This window comes from Bartonella henselae str. Houston-1 (assembly GCF_000046705.1).
GTDB lineage: Bacteria > Pseudomonadota > Alphaproteobacteria > Rhizobiales > Rhizobiaceae > Bartonella > Bartonella henselae.
Genome location: NC_005956.1, coordinates 770,957 through 789,833 on the forward strand (window position 1 = coordinate 770,957; position 18,877 = coordinate 789,833).

General features: G+C 40.1%; 9 protein-coding genes and 1 pseudogene. 8 read left to right on the top strand and 2 right to left on the bottom strand.

All coding sequences use genetic code 11. The features are described from left to right. Positions 1–15: 15 nt before the first annotated feature. From AYT27_RS03390 to AYT27_RS03420, 5 genes and pseudogenes are all read left to right on the top strand, one after another. Positions 16–8,001 (top strand): hemagglutinin repeat-containing protein, encoded by a 7,986-nt coding sequence (locus AYT27_RS03390; RefSeq protein ID WP_041583391.1) that lies wholly within the window; start codon positions 16–18, stop codon positions 7,999–8,001. Next, positions 7,998–8,399, top strand: coding sequence for a hypothetical protein (locus AYT27_RS03395; RefSeq protein WP_011180578.1), 402 nt, complete (start codon positions 7,998–8,000; stop codon positions 8,397–8,399). The genes AYT27_RS03390 and AYT27_RS03395 overlap by 4 nt, the downstream gene beginning before the upstream one ends. A 180-nt stretch (positions 8,400–8,579) precedes the next feature. Continuing rightward, a complete protein-coding gene (locus AYT27_RS09170; RefSeq protein ID WP_244393751.1) occupies positions 8,580–8,786 on the top strand; it encodes a hypothetical protein in 207 nt (68 codons plus the stop codon). Between the two features lie 1,170 nt (positions 8,787–9,956). Continuing rightward, positions 9,957–12,710 carry an autotransporter outer membrane beta-barrel domain-containing protein gene (locus tag AYT27_RS03410; RefSeq protein WP_034447383.1) on the top strand — a complete coding sequence of 918 codons (2,754 nt, stop codon included), beginning with the start codon at positions 9,957–9,959 and terminating at the stop codon, positions 12,708–12,710. Between the two features lie 336 nt (positions 12,711–13,046). Beyond that, positions 13,047–13,527 (top strand): annotated as a pseudogene (locus tag AYT27_RS03420) (hypothetical protein). 520 nt (positions 13,528–14,047) lie between these two features. Here AYT27_RS03420 and AYT27_RS03430 read toward each other — a convergent pair. Both AYT27_RS03430 and AYT27_RS03435 read right to left on the bottom strand, forming a co-directional pair. Continuing rightward, positions 14,048–14,356, bottom strand: a complete 309-nt coding sequence (locus AYT27_RS03430; RefSeq protein WP_011180582.1) for a HigA family addiction module antitoxin — start codon at positions 14,354–14,356, stop codon at positions 14,048–14,050. Between the two features lie 10 nt (positions 14,357–14,366). Then, entirely contained in the window at positions 14,367–14,645 is a 279-nt protein-coding gene (locus AYT27_RS03435) for a type II toxin-antitoxin system RelE/ParE family toxin (RefSeq protein WP_011180583.1), read from the bottom strand. 205 nt (positions 14,646–14,850) lie between these two features. Here AYT27_RS03435 and AYT27_RS03440 point away from each other — a divergent pair, with 205 nt between their 5' ends. The 3 genes from AYT27_RS03440 to AYT27_RS03450 all read left to right on the top strand — a co-directional run bounded on the left by AYT27_RS03440 (position 14,851) and on the right by AYT27_RS03450 (position 18,871). Beyond that, positions 14,851–15,177: a hypothetical protein gene (locus AYT27_RS03440; RefSeq protein WP_011180626.1), complete on the top strand. Its 327-nt coding sequence runs from the start codon at positions 14,851–14,853 to the stop codon at positions 15,175–15,177. Then, positions 15,158–16,297 carry a PBSX family phage terminase large subunit gene (locus AYT27_RS03445; protein ID WP_049784545.1) on the top strand — a complete coding sequence of 380 codons (1,140 nt, stop codon included), beginning with the start codon at positions 15,158–15,160 and terminating at the stop codon, positions 16,295–16,297. Before AYT27_RS03440 ends, AYT27_RS03445 begins: the two co-directional genes overlap by 20 nt. A 771-nt stretch (positions 16,298–17,068) precedes the next feature. Continuing rightward, positions 17,069–18,871, top strand: a complete 1,803-nt coding sequence (locus AYT27_RS03450; protein WP_011180586.1) for a ShlB/FhaC/HecB family hemolysin secretion/activation protein — start codon at positions 17,069–17,071, stop codon at positions 18,869–18,871. The last annotated feature ends 6 nt before the right edge of the window (positions 18,872–18,877 follow it).

The window sequence follows — 18,877 nt, forward strand, 5'->3', positions numbered from 1 at the left end:
ATGGCGAGTACAAGCATGAGATATGAGAAGAGAGACCAAAGAGCGACTTTATTAGGTGTTTTAGTCTCTAGTACGATGCTCAAGAAGGTTTTATTTTGGGGGCTTGGTTTTTCTTGTTTGTTAGCACCTTCAGCGTTACAGGCGCAAATTTCTGTTGATGCGAAGGCGAATTCTGCCCATCGTCCAGATATTGTGGCAGCCCCCAATGGGGTTCCTTCCATTGATATTGTTACCCCCAACAGCAGCGGTTTATCGCACAATAAATATGATGATTTTAATATTGGCCATGTAGGTGTGATTTGGAACAATCATGCGCAAGAAGTGGGACAATCGCAATTGGGGGGCATTATACCTGGCAATCCACATTTGCGTTTTTCTGGTTCAGCGAAGGTTATTTTAAATGAAGTAACAAGCGGAAAACGCAGTGCGTTGAATGGTCCAGGAGAAGTTTTTGGAAAACAAGCCGATGTGATTATAGCCAACCCCAATGGCATAAGCTGTGATGGTTGTGGGTTTATCAATACGCCCCATGCGACATTAACCACCGGTGTTCCAGAAATTGATGTTTCTGGTTTTTTGAAAGGTTTTGTGGTGAAAGGTGGGGAGATCACTTTTGGTGCAAGGGGTGCGAATTTTTTTTCAGGCAAAGGGGTGGTTGATGTTGTCGATATTGTTTCACGCACTGTGCATTTTGAAGGTCCTGTTGCGGGCAGGGAAATTGGAGTTGCGGCTGGTACGGGAAATTTTGATTATGCTTCTCGCCAAATGAAGGCACTTACCGATATTACTGGTAAGCCGGAATATGCGATAGATGGTTCTGCTTTGGGGGCTCTCCAGGCGGATCAGATTAAACTTGTTGCGACAGAAAAAGGTGTTGGGGTTCGCATGCGCCATGATATGGCGGCCAATGCGGGGCAGTTACATCTTTCTGCGGATGGAAAAATCTCACTACAGAATGCCTTTGGTCATAGGGGTGTTGTTCTGAAATCAAAAAGCCAGAGTGTGTTGGCAAAACACATTGCATCCAAAAAGCATATTGAGATTGCGGCAAAAAAAGATGTGACGTTAGAAACCATTGGGGCAGATGGTCATTTTATAGCAGAGGCACAAGAAGGGCTTTTAACCATTGCCGGGCAAGCGACCTCTGGAGGCAATATGCAGCTGTCTTCGCGCGAAGCCATCAAAGTCTCTGGGCTAGGGGCAGGGGCTGATATAGCGTTTGCAACGGGCGGTGATCTGACCATTGGTGGCACTATTTTGTCTGGGGGCAATTTAAAAGCACATGCTGGTGGTGATATCAGGGCGCATCTTTTAGCCGGTGGGGTTGATATGGCAGCAACGGGGGCTGCTGGGAAGCTTGTTTTGGGCAGCCATGGGGGTGTTGATCTCCAAAGTGTGGGAGGTGCGATAGCTGCGGAAAGCATTTATGGAGCGGGAGAGATCACTCTGGTTTCTCATAACGGGGTTTCGGTTTCTCAATTTCTTCAATCTCATGATAATGTTGCTATTCATACCCAACCGGATGCTGGAGTTCATTTTGGACAACTGATTGCTTATGGAAGGGCAGATATTGATGGTGGAGCGGTTGATTTTTCTTCTCTGATGACGGGTGAAGATGCTGTTTTAAAGGTCAGGAACCTTGAGGCTGGCACACTGATGACAGGGGGAGATTTTGTCCAATCGAGTGTTTTTGGCAAACTTATTTTGCATGAGAAGGGCTCGCTTTCGATTAGGGCACAAAGGGGGATAAAGGTTGGACATATTATCAGTGGTGAAAATATTGCCCTTTTTGCTGGCAACGACATTTATTATGATCAGATTATCGGCTATGGCAGCACAACACTGACATCGGGATCTGGAGGGATTAGTGTTGAGAATGTGCTGTCTGCCATGGGGGATGTGAGGTTGACAGCAAACACTCTCGATTTAAGCAAGAATTGTTCTCATATTTACACGCCTCAAACGCTGTATTTAAAGGGGGATCATATTGATGTTTCGGGGAGCGAATTGACTTATGGCGGTTTAGACTTTCAAAGCACCAATGCCCTTGATATTCAGCATGCACGGTTGCAATCTGTGACAGATAAGGGGGGGAGTGGAGATATTATTTTTAGAGCTCCAGGGATTATGACGGATAAGGAAACATCGGTTTTAGCGGCACGAGATTTTACCATCAAAACAGGGAAGCTTCACAATAGTGGTCAATTGGCAGCGGGGCAGAATTTAGCCTTCAGCGTGACAGGTGATGCGACCAACAGCAAAACGGGTTTAATCTATGTGAAGGGCAATGGTGCGCTCAAAGTTGATGGGGCTTTGTTGAATGATTTGGGTGCCATTGTGGCAGAGGGTGATTTATCTTTCACCAATTTGGGGGGCACAGGAAAGAGCCTTTCTCTTGTCAACAAAGCAGGTTTGATTCAGGCAGGTGGAAACTTAAGCATCCAAACCAAAACATTGCAAAATGAAGCCGATAGCATACCGGAAATGAAGGAAAAAAAGGAATATAGCGATCTTTCATTTCAAAGACCAGACAATTACGATTTGCTCTACAAAGAAGGTTTATTGAACAAAATAACATCCAATCGCTGGAGCAAAGGGTACATTGATACCCCTTTTCTTGAGCACAGAGAATTTATTTTGGAAAAAGAGCTTTGGGATAGCAAAGAAAAAACCTATGGCAAAATAACCTTGAACAGTGGAATAGTCTACAAAGCATTTACGTGGCAAATCGCAGCTGAAAATGGCAAAGATCGCACACAGACGTATATATGGAATGATCAGTCTTATATGACAGAGAAGACTGTCACGCAGGCGTTTTCTTATAAACCGGCGGTTCAGGGGATGATTCAGTCTACGGGTGATCTTATTATTCACGCTGATAACATTGAGAATCATTATAGCATCATGAGAGCTGGGGGCAATGCGGATATCTATGCGAGTGTGCTGACCAATGTAGGGGCAACAGCTTATAAAAACACCTATCTAAGCTGTAAGGCAGGTACGGATAATTGTTATGCCTATAATTCCGATGGCAGCCGTGATGTTTCTTTAGATATAGCCAATGGCACGTTTCGTCAGACTGGCTCAGAAGTTCTCGATACGGTTTCTGGTCTTGTTCAAGCGGGTGGCACTTTAAATCTAGTGGTCAATACCCTCAACAATACGGCAGCCGAAGGTTCCATTACAGGGGGAGCGCATTTTGGAGCAAAAGCGATTGGAGGTAATCCACTGGATATACTGAATGGTTTGACCGGGGCGGGGTCTTTGTTTAGCCAGAAAGTAGATATCAATGGTGCAGGAGAGCTTTCTGAGGGGAGCGCTTTGCCTTTGTCAAAACCTCAATTGGATAGTGTTGGTGACATCTTGCCCAAACAAAATTTCCTTTATAAAACTCGGGCGGAATTCCTTGATGTTGGTAAATTTTATGGATCAGCCTATTTCTTGAACAGAATTGGCTACAATCCTGATAGGGAGATTTTTTTCTTAGGGGATGCTTATTTTGAAAAGCAATTGGTTGAAGAGCAATTGCGTGATCTGGTTGGTCAAGGTTTAGGCAAAGGAGGGGTCTTAATTCCTGGTAAGGATGCTGTTGAACAAATGAAAACCTTGCTAGATGTAGGGGCAGACTATGTAAAAGCCAACAATCTTCCCTTTGGAGAAGCTTTGAGCGAACAAAAATTGGCTTCTCTCGAAACACCCATGGTGATTTATGTGCGCCAAAGCGTAAAGGGCATGGATGTTTATGCTCCCGTTCTTTACATCCCCGAAAAAGACAGAGCTTCCTTTGTTTTTGCAAGTGCTTTAATCATGGGTGAGAATGTCAATATCACTGCTAAAAATATCACCAATTCAGGGCGGATAAATGCCACACATCACTTGCAGATGAAGAGCAGCCAACTTCTAGGTCAAGGGGGGCATTTTGTTGCTGGTAATGATGCTGTTTTGCTTGCGGATAACAATATTTGTTTTGAATCAGGACGGACGAGTGTTGAAGGCGTGGAGACAGTATTAAACACTCATGCGCTTTCTGTTGGTGGCAATGCGGCTGTTATAGCCAAGCAAGATGTCATAGCCTCCGGGGTGCGGATTACAACAGGAAGAGCATTGGTATTGTCAGCAGTGGAGGGCATTTTGTCTATAGTATCTGCTGCTAATACAAACTCTATGGGACAAAATATCTTCGTCATACAGCATCAATCGGAAGTACACTCTGGTGGCTCTATAACGTTTTCAGCAGCTAAAGATTTGAATGTTGCAGGCTCTCGTGTTCAAGCCCACGATAATCTTTATTTAAAAACCGAGAGAAACGTTTCTATAGATGCAACGTACAATAGCATCAATCATTATACTCATGGTCAAACATCACGCTTCATGTTGCATAAATGCTCTCATTTAAGTGCTGGAAAAGGCATGGCTATCACATCGGGGCGCGATATTCGTGTTTCTGCTTCCGATATGGAAGCAAAGGGTAATATTGCTCTTGGTGCACAAGGGGCAATAAATGTAATAGCAAAAGCTGATAAAGTGGAATACCATTTGCAGAGTAAAGGCACTCAAATCGACAGGCATGTATCAGTTTCTGTTGGGGCATCTATTAAGGGCGAAGGGGATTTCATTGCTTTTGCAGGACAGGATGGAAAGCCGCATAACCTTAGCATACTTGGTAGCTCCATTACCGTTGATGGTAAGGTGGGGATGAAAGCCAGCAACGATATCCTGATCACCAATATAGAAAATAGTTTACGAATTAAGATATCAGGCCACACAAAGGGTGGTTTTTTTGGTAGTGATAAATCAGTTCATAACAATATTGAAGTTAGCGACGTTATGGGTTCAAACATATCTGGGGGCGAAGGGGTTGCTCTTGAATCTGGAAAAAATATACAAATTGTTGAATCAACCCTCCTTGCTAATATAGCACATGAAACAAAAGATCAGGTAAAAGCAAATATTTTTCTTAAATCTGGTGATAATATTATCATAAAAGGAGCCGAAGAGAAGTTTAATCAACAACAACAGTGGATAAAAAAAGCATTTTTAAATAAAAAACGCTCACATAAATCTGATGTGCATAAAACACCCATCTCGTCCACTTTTGAGGCAGAGGGTGACATTGTAATTGAATCACAAGGTAATATAGTGATTTCAGGCTCTCAACTATTCACTAAAAAAGGCGTGAGTGTGATAGGAGAGAGTGTTTCTATTGATGGTATGAGCGAACATCATAACAGCCATTCACAAGAGCATGAGTCTGGTTTTGGTGTAGGCTCAACTTCTAATTTCATGTTTATCGGGGGAAAAGAATCCAAAACAAAAAGCGATGAAATAATTGAATATAAAGGATCTTCTCTGAATGCTGATGGCAATATAAAAATCGCTGCTAAAAAATCCAATGTACATGTAATGGGCTCTGACCTTACAGCACGTGAGGAACTGCACCTTTCAGCTTCCCATAATGTCAATGTTAAAGATGGCCGTAATAATCATTCATCGAATTCTCAAGAAAAACGTTTCGGTCTTGCCATTCAGTTGACTAAAAAACACAACGACCCTACTTTGGGTATTGTCTACGCAAAAGACAAGAAGAATCAAGGAGAAAATTCCACGGTTCAGTCCCATCTCATGGGGGGAAGAGATGTGCAGATCAGTGCGGATCATGATGTGCGTGTGCAAGCGGCAGATGTTTTAGCAGAGCATGATGTGAACATTCATGCTGGTCATGATGTAAAAATCTCAGAAAGTCATGATGTCTCCAAGGCAGATGAAATGCATCAAAAGTCTTTTGCAAATGTTAAAACTTCTTTTGATGTTGGCACGGTAGAGAACGTGAATGATGCAACAAAATGCTTCACAAATGGGGATAGAAAACATAAAGTTAGCAACAGCATTGTTGCTGAAAAGAAAACTTATGATCTCGATAACAAAGGTAAAGATTCTTACAATGGGGTAAAGGGTGGAGCAACAAAAGATGCCCTTCTTCAAGGTGCCGATGTTTCCACTAGCATTACAGCCGTCTTTAATTCTAAGAAGGCAGAGGCCTCTTCTCACACCTCCACCGCAGTAACAGATACCATAAAAGCAGGGCGTGCTGTGAACATGCAAGCGGATAAAGGAAGTATCTATGGTATTGGAGCTGATATCATCGCTGGCAGTAATCCAGTTTACCAACTCAGTAATAATGAACAGAGCGAGAATATCACCTTAAAAGCGGGTCAAGATATCAAGCTTGAAAGTGCGCAAAACACAAAAAAAACACAAAGAAACTCGCAAAATAGTTCGGTGAGTGTTGGTTACAACTTTAGTTCCAATGACTCAGGGTGGATAGGAAATGCTTCTGTTAGGAAAGGAAAAGGTTCCAGTGATGAGGTAAAGCAGAAGAACAGCCATGTTGTGAGTACAAGCGATGTTCAGATCAGCAGTGGGGCAAACACCGCACTAGAAGGTGCTGTGATTTCTGGAAAACATGCCAAAATGGATGTAGGCAGTGATCTCACCATTGCCAGCCGCAGTGATAGGGAACAAATTTCTAGCAAGCAGCAATCCCTTTCTATCGGTTATAATGGTGAAGAAAAGACTGATGCAGCTACAAACAATATGTCTTTCCAAAAGAATAAATCCTCTAGCGATTATAAGAGCGTTGTAGAACAATCAGGCATCAAAGCCGATGAGCAAGGCTTTGAGATCACTGTAAAAGACAAAACAACGCTGACCGATGGCATCATTGAAAGTAGTGCCTTGGCAGAGAAAAACAGCTTGACTACAGGAACCATCACCACGAGTGATATTGTCAACAATGCTAAAGCTCAAGCCAGCAGCCAGGGTTTAAGCCTTGCTACGGGTGGCCCAATGTATCAGGGCAAATACGGTCTTGCGAAAAACATCGCTAAAAATGTTTTGGATCACGCAAAAGAGCAGGATTCAGCGGAAGGGCAAACCAAAGCTGCTATCAGCAATGGCACCATCATCCTGACAGATGAGGTTGGGCAAAAGGCGTTGACAGGACAAGATGTGGAACAAACCATCGCTTCTCTTAATCGTGATACTGCCACAGCCCATCATGCTGTATCAAAAATAGATATAGAAAAGTTGGAACGTATAGTCCATGAAAACCGTGAAATGGCAACACAATTACTGGAAGAGGGGTTTAAGTATAGTGATGAAGCCTATAAAACTATGTTTATCAAAGAACATCCCATCGCTGTGGTGGAGCGTGATGAAAAGGGCAATATTATTTATCTCAAAGATGAAAATGGAAATCTTATAAGAGACAGCCGTGGACAAAAAATTCCGAAATCTCATTCTTTAACGGCTGAGGAGAAGGAACATTTGCAAGCTGGTTCTGATGGCAAGGTGCATGTGTCGTTCAATGGTATCTTTACACCCCCAGAGGAAGCTGCTGTTTATGCCGAGCAACATGCTGTTAATAAAAATGAACCGCTTTATTTTGTGGTGTTTCCACAAGCCGATACGGCTCTCTCAGAACTTCTGGTAGCGGGGTATCAGAAGTTACTGGAAAATAACTTTTGGGGTTTGACCAATTCAACACAAGAAGCAAAAGATCTGATGTCTCGCTATGGTAATACAGGATTGCATATTGATGCGCATAGTCGTGGCAGTATGACAGGCTTTAATGCGCTGAATTCTTTTAAACAACAAGGTGTCCATGGGGTAGCCAAAAACACAAATATCAAATTTTTTGGTCCAGCGGCTAATGCTTCAGCTACAGCTGGTCTGTTAGGTTATGCGAGTGATGGCAAACAAACTACTATTGAGTTGGAAAACCATGCAGATGATTTTGTTGGTATTATGATTGGTGGCAATCCTGCTACTTTTTATAAGAGACCCCCTGGTAGCAATGCTTGGAAAGAAGCATGGAAAATGTTTTTGAGTTATCCCAATGTTCATGCTTGTTATGGACATGCGGATCTAGCATGTCAAAACGATTATGGGCTACCTCACAGTATACAAATTCCTTCAAGTAAATCATGGAGTAAAAAATGAAACAAATTTTAAAACTATTAAGCGGGTTCGTTTTGTTAAGCATGGTTGGATGTAACTTAGGTAAACCTCCTCCAGGGTACATCGCTATGTGGGAGAAAAATAGTGTTACTGATTTTACTGAGGTAGGAAAAGCCTTGTTAGAATGTGGCATGCCAACCCCTTATGATGTCGATCCAGAAAACCAAAAGCTAAGTCCTAATGATATGGTCTCCATTGATGCTTGCATGGTTCAAGCAGGTTTTCGTTATAAAGGGAGAAGTAATTGGTGTTATACTTTTAAAGAAGACAATCTTCCAAATTGTCGTCCTGGCGTTGTCTTCCCACAGCGCAGTGTCAAAAAGCGCTTGAACAGCCCTTTTTGTAAAAAGTACAAAAATAGCCGTAAATGCCAACCTTAAATTTTTCTGTTTGTGGAAACTACAATCCCCACATTCATATGTTCCCATGCCTGTGTGGGATTGTTCTCTTCATCCACCATCTCAATATTGTTCACCGTTGTTTTAAACAGCGGTGGCAGAAAATATCAACAGGCTTTCAAGCCATTTCATTAAAAAGAAATCCATTCAAAGAGGGGAAAAATGAAAAAAATCTTGAAACTATTAAGCTGTATAGTTGTCTTAACTATAGCTGGATGTCTTAATCAACCACCTCCATCTACTTTAGCATTGTGGGAAAAACCAGGTGCCGATAAAGTGATGACCCAACAAGCCTTGACAAAATGTGGTTGGAAACCAGTCTATTTTCCCCCTGAAGATATGGATTCACGTATGAGTGAGTTTGCATGAATTTATGAATGCATAAGCAAAGCAGGATATCGGTATAAGTTGCAGGCTTCCAATGGAATTTACGTTTCATAAGCACCTCGGAGCAACTCATTTTTAGCCAATCTCATGATAGCGGGATATCTCAGCAGTTTATGGATAATGAAACCTTTTTTGTGACGAATGCAACAAAAAAAGAACGCGTTTTGAGAATGAAAGAAAACATCAGAAAATGAAAAAACTTTAAAAAAGCAGTCATCATCGACGCATGAATCCTTAAAGAAATAATTAGCTAAAACACACTAACAGGAAAGGAAGCCAAAAAATAGTTCCTTTAACCACAATACAGTTGACGCTGAGTAGGATATAAACCGGCAGTGGTATCATGAATATGGTCTAAACTGTATAGATATTCTCGTTTGTTATTGTTTATTAAAACTTATTCGATATAAAAATACTTTTACTAAATCACGATGATTTGTCATCAGTAAAATTGATTTTAGTGAGATATTTTACTTTGATGACCTTTTAAGTTTAGAATGGTGAATAATTCCCATTTTATCTTATGTTTCTCTCTGAATATTCATAGTTTTAGGTAAGTAATTTTTACCTTAATAATCTTTTACCTTGTAATCTATTTAGAATAATATCTTCATTTTTGGATAAGGCAAAATTGCAATTTTAAAGAAGAATCTTCTGAAACCCTTTGACCAATGGTGAAGCATCTATGATAGCGCGTTAGGAAGCCTTTTTTGATTCAAGGTTTTGTTTATTGATCGGAATTTTTATTTTAAGTATTGATAGTTTTGATATCAGAATTAAAATAGATACATCAGTTGCTGTATATTAGTAACAATTTATCTAGGTTTTTTGTGGCTGTAAAAGAGAGGCTTGGTAGCCGATTTCTCATGCATTTTATCTTTTTGTAGTTTTATATAAAAACAATTTATATATTTTCTTTTTTTGTGTTTTTCGTTATGATTTCAACAGTGTTTAGGAGCACAATTTTATAAAGGGTTGCAGGTATAAATTATGGTTTTTATTTTTCATTCTCGCTTTACATAAAATACAAAACGAATTATACTTGCTATAGTTAGTTAGATAAGAAGTGATTTATTCCTGTTTATTTTATACTTATTGTTCTTTAAGTTGTATTTTGTTTTTGCTGAGAAAAAGAAAATTTGAAGAAGAAGGGTGGTCAGATTGTTCAAAAATTGCTTATATTCGTGGGTTTTTACAGCAGCTATTTTTTCTTTTTTATCAAACATAGATGTTGAGGCGCGTTCTCGTTCATCTGTGTCACTTTCGTGTGATGAGAGCAAATTACCTTATAAATGCAGTGATGGTGCAAAACATACAATTAGTGATAAAGTATATCAGCTTGTTAAATCCTCTAAGGAAGAAAATGGACAAGACATTTCTCTTACATCATCTGCTGTCATAGTGGCACAGCAGTCAAATACAATTATTCAAGCAAATCGTGTGCAAATCAGTGGTATTGAGGGTGTAGAAGATACTTATGGTGTCATTGCATCGCAAGGGGGAAAAGTTGTTTTGAGCGATTCAACTTTGAAGGATGTCTCAACAGGTCTTAGAGCTGAGAGTGGAACGATTGAGGTAAATCGTGGATTGGTTAAAGCTACTCAGGTAGGTATTTATGCAGAGAAGCAGGGAACATCTGTACTTTTAACGAATGCAGAAATTAAAGTGGAAAGTCAGGATATCGGTCAAAAAGCAGCCCTTTTCAGTGGTAACGATGCGGTTATTAAGATGAAGGGCGGATCAATTGATGTTACGGATGCAGCAGCTCTTTATTTAGGGGTAAGGGGGAGTGCAACTTTAGATGGCGTTACCATTACTTCAAAAAGCCAGCAAGAGATGGATAAAGAAAATGCAAATAAAGAAGATGGTGTTGCTTATGCAGTTTTAAATGTGAATCAGCATGGTGCTATTTCTTTAAAGAATACCAATGTTATTGCTACCGGTGTTCGTGCTTTGTGGATTGGATTAGATGCTAATGCACAATCAAGTATGGGCCAGGAAGCGAATATTTCAGTTTCTCGGGTGAATATTGAAGATTCAAAAATTATAGTATCAGGTAACAAACATGGTATGCACTTTGATATGGACAAAGAAGACAATGAATACCAAAAGGGTTTTGTCTTTTTGAAGAAAACGACTTTTGAAGTTCCAGATGGTACGGCTATTCATAGCTATAAGAGTAGTGGTTATATTGGTGTAACAGAAGGCACAAAAATCTCCGGTGATTTATTATTAACAGCTGAGAAGGAGTCTTCTGTGGCAATTTTGGTGGATTCTTCTTCCCTTACAGGGGGCACCCGCGTTGCTGATGATTCTATTGCTGAGCTGTATTTGACAGGAGGATCAAAATGGGTTTTGACAAAAAGTAAAGAAATAAATCAACAAGTCTCGAACCTCGTTTCATCCATTTCATTTGTAAAACTTTCTGATAGTTCTCTTATCTTCGAAACTCCAACTCTTCAAGAATATCAGACACTTTATATTGGAAAGGGAGGGGAAGAAGTTTATAGTGCGCAGGGTAATGCACATATTTACCTTAATACGCATCTCAATGGTGATGGATTATTGAATAATCAAAAAACTGACCGCCTTTTGATTGATGGTGATGTAGCTGGAAAAACGACAGTTCATGTGCAATTTATTGCAGGAAATCAGGCTGAGGCATTGGGCAATGGAAATGCTAAAAGCATTTCCATTGTTCAAGTTTCTGGAAAAGCAGCAGAAGATTCTTTTCAGTTGAGTAGTGCTTATATTGTTTTGGAAGGCTTGCCTTATCAATATTATCTCCATGCATATGGTCCAAGTTCTTCTCTTGGAAAAGCAAAAATTTCTCAAAGGTTAGTTAAAGGGGATGGGGACTTTTGGGATTTTCGCCTTGAAAGTAAATATGTTCAGCTTACTCCCAATATATCCATAGTACCTGATTCTCAACTAATGGTGAGGAATGTTGTTCCACAAGTTCCAACTTATCTTTTTTTACCAAATGCTTTGTTTCATGTTGGATTGATGGATATCGAAAGTCAAAACAAGCAGTTAAAAGTTATGCGATCTGTTTCCAGTAAACTTTTAAAAGTCGAAGGAAGTCCTGTTTTATCTGTCCATGGTTATAGCGGAAACTATCGTTATGTCTCAGATCTTTCTAAACTTGAATATGGTTATGGAGGTGACCTTGGTTATAAGGCTCTAGAGGTAGATATTTTGCTCAAAACAATTGAGGGGACACACAGTACAACGTCTTTTGGGATTATGGCAACCTACGGGAGACTTTCTTTGCGACCTCAGGATGTTGAAAACAGTCAAAAAAGTATATTTCATAAATGGTTAGTGACAGCATATGGTAGTTTGGAAAGTAACGCTGGTTTTTATGTAGATGGTCTTTTATCCTATGGTTTGTTTGAAGGTGATGTTCTCACTTTTGTACGGGGCAAGACAGCAACATTAAAAGGAAATCCTCTGAACGTTTCGTTGTCTGCTGGTAAAGCATTTACAACAGGGGATGAAGGTTTTATTTTTGATCCACAGATTCAGCTTATTTATCAACATCTTCAGTTTCATAAAGCACACGATATTGACAGATTTGATGTTGAGATGGGAAAATTGGATCAATGGGCAATGCGTATTGGTGGGCGTCTGACTAAGATGCTTGCGGCATTTGAAAAGGATCGTATCGTTTCTTTTTATGGCAAGCTTCATGTTTCTCATGGTTTTAGAGGGAAACAATCTGTGTATTTTAAAGATGCCTTTCAGTTGAGTGCTTTTGGTTCTTCCCTAGAAGCTGGAGTGGGTGTTTATTCGCAGTTGTCTTCAAAGCTTATATTGCACAGTGATCTGATGTATCAGCATAAGCTTACCAAAGCTGGTTTTAGCGGAATTCATTTTTCTGGTGGATTGCGTTATCGTTTTTAAAATGAGCTTGGAAAAAAGTTAAATCTAAGCAAATCTATTATGAGAGCATGTGCGGGGAGAGTTCTTAAATGATTTATAGATCACTTGGTTTACAAAAGCTCTTCAGATGGGTTTTGTGCTCTATAACAACACCAGCAAGCGATTTTTCGTATCCCTCCATCTTGATTTCGTCGTATAGCATAACAATAATACTGATGAAGAAATACATACCACTGCATATTGTGTATAATACAAACAACATACCCATAGGGTGCTACAAAATCGATGAGCCAACATATATTTTCCTTTCTTCCAATCGGCATTTGGCAAAAGTTCTCCCGTTTCAAGCATAGATTGATGATTTTTTCATCTAAAAAAGCCCATGTAGTGGCCATAGAAATACGTACCAACCGCTTTGGCTTAACCGTACAAGAGGCAAAAAACCCGCTTTCCGGTACTTATATTGGACGGTTTTTTTTTGCAAAGCAAACTTACTCAAGAGCAATATGATGCTGCGCAACAGTATCTCCAGAGAAGAAACAACTACTCATGTGCAAAGGGATTGCCTAGTGCTGTTTATGATGAAATGCCCTCATCTTCTGATGAAGTTGCAAGAGAGAAGTGGGTTGCGTTTGCAACGGAACAGTTTTTGAACATGCAAGAGGTTATAAAAGAAGCACACTGTCTTTATAGACAGCATAATCTTTATGCTGCATTATAATATCTTGTTGTGGAAGATCAGTCATTATCATATCTCATTGATTCTTTACGTATTATTCTAAATGCTCTTGGTGAATATTGGCGTCATAGGAATATAAGATTTTTTGATAATGAATGAAAATCAGTTATGCAAGGGATACAACCACCACATTTGAAACCACGCTTAAAATCAGCTCCGCGTATTCAACAAATCCTTTGGTGTGATTTTCCAAAAGATACTCAATTACCAGAGTTTGGAAACAACGTTTAAAGGATGTCTATTTACATTAGACATGGCGCTGTGAATAAAGCAGTGATCGCTCTCTTTTTGTAAAGGGATCAGGTGCGAAGGGGTCACTTGCTGCTTCTTTCGCTTTTTTAGAAGACGGCTCTCTATCCTATCTTGTGAATTCATTATGTGCCGTTCTTGATGTTCTCCAGAAGCATTTTTCACAAAAGCGTATACAATGTATAAGTTTCAAGCGTCATCTTTAATGCCAATTGTAACAGCTTTTCCAAAAATATGGAGAGTGAACTCAAAGCCTCTAATTTTTTTATGCTGAATACTCTTTGTGAAGATTTTGGTTATTATAAAATATTGATACAAAACAAGAAAAATATAAGATACAGTATAGATTTTTGTGTTGATAATATCGTTTTTAGACAACATGGAGAGTTGGAATTTGACTAACATCTGTTTCATGCTCGGCATGCCAAGCGTCATAGGCTGCTTGCATACGTAACCAAACAGCGGCTCCATCTCCAAATAATTTGCCTAAACGCGCGGAAACAGAAGGGGAAATTGGCTTTTTCGCTCTTAAGATCGCATAAAGATGTTGTCTTGATATACCAAGCATCTGTGCAATTTCTAATTTTGTTTTGCCAGTTGCTGGAATGATTTCTGCTAATAGATCGCCTGGATGAGAAGGACAGCGGTTTTTATTGTGTTGAACTGGAATATCATTCATGATTTTATCCTTAGTGGTATTGTTCAAGGTCAACCCGATAAGCGTTACATGAGTCAAATTCAAATGTAATGCACCATGGTCCATTTATATGTACGGTGTAACGGATGGGATGGAAGCCTATCAAAGCATGAAAATTAAATCCTGGAAGGTTCATTTCTTCTGGTTTTTCCGCAACATTTAAACGATCAAGACGAACAATGATCCGCTTAAAAAGCTTTTTATCAGTTTTGGATGAACTTCCTGTTTCATATAATTCGGCTAATGCTTTGCTTTTAAACGTCTTAATCATATAATATGCTATCTAATATAGGAAGCTCTATATGTCAATAAACAGTTTACATAAAATCAATATTTGCTATTTTCTTATTGACACTGTGTAGCAAACCGTATTTAATAATATTACTGTAGTTGGTCGCATTGTATCTGAATATGGCGTTGTGGAGTTTAAAAACCCCGGATTTACGGGGCTTTTTGTTATTGGGAGAAAGTATTTTATGACAGCAGAAAATACAGAGATGACTTTGCACCCAAAAAAATTGCCACCCAATGCAGGAAAAGGGCGGGTAAAAGGCGTACCCAATAAAACAACGAGCCTTTTGAAAGAGTCAGTCATTGAAGCTGCTAAACGAGCAGGCAGTAAATATGGTAAAGAAGGATTAATCTCTTATCTGGAAAAACAGGCACTTAAATGCCCCGCCGCTTATTTAGCGTTGCTTGGTAAGGTGTTGCCATTGCAAGTGACAGGGGAGGATGGCGGGGCGATTAAGATGATAGGGCGCGTGGAAATCGCGCCTTTGGGTCATGACAACACGACAGATTAAGATTGTCCCAAAGCTTATAGCGATTTTTACAGGTAAGGCGGCGGTGCGTGCTGCTTGGGGAGGACGAGGGTCTGGAAAGACAAGATCCTTTGCTTTGATGGCGGCTTTAAAAGGCTATCAATTTGGCATGGGAGGAATATCAGGCACTATCCTTTGCGCACGTCAGTTTCAAAATTCTCTCGCAGAGAGTTCTTTAGAGGAGATTAAACGGGCCATTGAAGGTCATGACTTTTTAAAGGACTACTATAAGGTTGGAGAATCTTCGATTAAGTCGATTGATGGTCGTATTGCTTTTCAGTTTTCGGGACTAGATCGTAATATAGCCAGTATCAAATCCATGGGGCGCATTTTGCTCTGTTGGGTTGATGAGGCAGAGCCTGTGACAGAGACAGCTTGGCAAACGCTTATACCGACTTTACGTGAAGAAGGTGAGGGGTGGAGAGCAGAGTTATGGGTAACGTGGAACCCCTTACGAGATAATGCACCGGTTGAAAGGCGGTTTCGCTTTTCAAACAATGAAGCCATTAAGCGTGTAGAGATCAACTGGTCAGACAATCCGAAATTTCCCAAGATCTTGAATGAAGCGCGGCTTGATGATCTGAAGAATCGTCCAGAGACCTATAAACATATATGGGAGGGGGCTTATCTTACCGCTATTCAAGGCGCTTACTATCAAAAGGAAATGTTAGCAGCCGAGCAGGAGGGACGGATAGGGCGTGTTGCACGTGATCCTTTAATGCAGATGCGTGCCTTTTGGGATATTGGGGGCACGGGTGCCAAGGCAGATGCGACGGCGATATGGATAGCGCAATTTGTTGGCAGAGAGATCCGTGTTTTGGATTATTACGAAGCACAAGGGCAGCCGTTATCCGAGCATATAGGCTGGTTACGTCGCAATGGCTATGAGAAGGCATTGATGGTTCTTCCCCATGATGGCGCAACAAAGGACCGTGTACATAATGTGAGTTTTGAGAGTGCGTTAAATGATGCGGGCTTTGAAACGCAAGTGATCCCTCATCAAGGGGCTGGTGCTGTCAAGATGCGGATCGAGGCGGTGCGGCGTATTTTACCCTCTGTTTGGTTTCATGAAGAGACGACCGTATTATGCATAAAAAACTAATAAAGTCAATAGCTTGTATTTAATTATTTTATATGGATCCACTTAAGAATCCATCCTTTTATGCATGATTCATTTGACCATTTTTTATATAAGATTGGCATGTATGAATAGCCCATAAAAAGCAAATAAAGCCGATAGAATTTTTTCAAAAGGTTTTTAGGCTATTTATCGACAGCCCATGATCGAGTTCCAAATCAGCAAAGTAGTGAAATTTGCTATTCGTTTGACGGGTTAATCAAGACAAATGCGGTGTGTATTTTTTAATATCAGAATGAGTATTTTGAAGCATTTTACAGATAGGTTTTGAAGGTTTCTCAAACCTCCAAAATACCTTCAAAATATACTATGAGTTGTATTTGCAGATTGCATTTTAATATAGGTTGTTTATTTAAAAATTAACTTATTGAAATATAATGACTTTTATTTTTTGATTGAAAAAAATATATAAAGGGGGATAAAGGGAATCCTCAAAACTCATAGATGAGGCGTACTTTGAAGGTTCACTCTATGAATAAGGGGACATGATTTAGCAAATTTATCCTTTATATTTATGGGAATATTGAGGTATTAAGCATTAACGAGCTAAACAGTTTTGGTTAGGGGTCTTTTATATGAATGTGGGGGAGAAACTTTCAGCAATTTAAATAAAGCAGTTTTTGGGTATCACTTTTCTTTGGTTACGGCATGTGCTTTTGTTAAAAGCGTCATAGGGTCGTGGCTGTTTTGAGTGGTATTGTTAGAGGTTCATGAAGTTCTTTTAAACAATGCTTCATGAATGGTGCAAAGCGGGGGCAATTTGTATTGTTATTCATCTTTTTACGCCAAAGTTCTCTTTTGAGAATTTTTCTTGCCATTTTAGTGTTATTTGACTTGTTTCATGGCGTAATGGTTTATGGTCGGTCTTTTTCTGTTTTATCCCCACATTCTCCAACGGAGAATTTTTCTCGCGGATATTCAGAGAAGCAGCAATTGGAAAGCATTGAGAATTTACGTGCTTTAACGCCTAAAGGCATGACAAGGCCTTTTGAAGGAAAGCCGAGAGCACTTTGGGGGAGTGGGTACTGCTTTCCAATTCATGATATTATTGTTGATGGGGTTTATCATCTCAAGAAGAGTTCTATAGCAGCTGTAACAGGTCCTTATGTTGGAAGATGTATAGGTCTTTCTGATATCCAGTTTTTAATCAAGCAGTTAACCCAGATTTATTTGGATCAAGGCTATATCACGGCGCGTTTTTATATCCCAGATCAGGATATCAAAAGCAGCAAGGCGCTCAAACTTGTTGTGGTTGAGGGCAAGCTTTCGGATATTTATTACAATGGTTTACCAGCTTCTTCTCATAATTATGTTGTCTGGAGTGCTTTTCCGGGTTTGGAAGGGCATATTCTGAATATGCGCGATATTGAACAGGGGCTTGATCAAATCAACAGGCTTTTTTCGGGGCACGCTCAAAGCGAACTTCTCCCGGGTCGTGAAGATGGTAGCACCATTGTGAATATTAACAATCGGCCTAGTAAAGCTTTCAAGGTTGGTGTTTCTCATGACAATATGGGACAATCCTCCACGGGTTATGCGCGTTATAAAGCGGGCTTAACGTTAGAAAATATTTTAGGTTTCAATGATGCGTGGAATTTTAGCTATCAACGCAGTCAATCAGATTATTGGGGTGGGAGCACACAAGAGGGCCATAGCAATAACATTTCAGCGAGTGTGAGCATTCCCTATGGTTATTGGAGCTTTGGTTTAAATGGCTATGCTTATAATTATCAAAGTATTCTTCCTGGCAATTTTACCGATATTGAGACGACGGGGGATTCGAGTGAATTACATGCCAGTACAAGCAGGGTTTTTCATCGTGATAGTGTTTCCCTGACAATTTTGAATGTGGGTCTTTCCTATAAAAGGAGCAACAACTACCTTCTTGGCAATAAGATAGAGGTTGGGAGCCGTCAATATAGTGTAGCTAATTTTGGCATTTTGCATACTCGCCAGATGTTTGGGGGCACATGGAGCTTTGATGTGAGTTATTTGCAAGGACTTCCTTTATTTCAATCTGTAAAGAAACATGTTCCAGGAGCGGGGGATGCGGAGCCTCAATTTGCAAAATTTACCGGCACACTCAGCGTTATGACACCCTTTAAGGTTGGTGAGTGGAATTTTCTATTGAGCAATCTTTTGAGTGGTCAATATTCACCGCATAATTTATTGGGTGCAGAGCAGATTTCGTTGGGAGGTGCTTCCAATGTTCGAGGCATGCGCGAGAGTTTGATTTTTGGCAATAACGGTTTTTTTATCCGTAATGAGCTGTTTCTGCGCACCATTTGGTGGAGCAATAACGCGACGCTCAAAAAGGTTTTTGGTGAACTTCGCCCCTTTGTTGGTTTGGACTATGGTCGTGTTTTTCCGCAAGCTTTGTATGGTTTTACGCATGAACAGCTTGCTGGTTGGACAGCAGGTGTCAAGCTTTCAGGGGGGATGGTTTCTCTTGATGCTAGTTATTCCAGTATTTTCTGGAGCACGATTAAGCACAAGAAGTCAGGCACGTTTTTAATGACATTAACAATGGATCTTTAAGGATAG

What these genes read in the sequence shown, in the direction of transcription:
- AYT27_RS03390 (WP_041583391.1), top strand. Translation starts at nt 16, where the DNA reads ATGAGATATGAGAAGAGAGACCAAAGAGCGACTTTATTAGGTGTTTTA.
- AYT27_RS03440 (WP_011180626.1), top strand. Translation starts at nt 14,851, where the DNA reads ATGACAGCAGAAAATACAGAGATGACTTTGCACCCAAAAAAATTGCCA.
- AYT27_RS03435 (WP_011180583.1), bottom strand. Translation starts at nt 14,645, where the DNA reads ATGATTAAGACGTTTAAAAGCAAAGCATTAGCCGAATTATATGAAACA.
- AYT27_RS03430 (WP_011180582.1), bottom strand. Translation starts at nt 14,356, where the DNA reads ATGAATGATATTCCAGTTCAACACAATAAAAACCGCTGTCCTTCTCAT.
- AYT27_RS03395 (WP_011180578.1), top strand. Translation starts at nt 7,998, where the DNA reads ATGAAACAAATTTTAAAACTATTAAGCGGGTTCGTTTTGTTAAGCATG.
- AYT27_RS03445 (WP_049784545.1), top strand. Translation starts at nt 15,158, where the DNA reads ATGACAACACGACAGATTAAGATTGTCCCAAAGCTTATAGCGATTTTT.
- AYT27_RS03450 (WP_011180586.1), top strand. Translation starts at nt 17,069, where the DNA reads ATGAATGGTGCAAAGCGGGGGCAATTTGTATTGTTATTCATCTTTTTA.
- AYT27_RS09170 (WP_244393751.1), top strand. Translation starts at nt 8,580, where the DNA reads ATGAAAAAAATCTTGAAACTATTAAGCTGTATAGTTGTCTTAACTATA.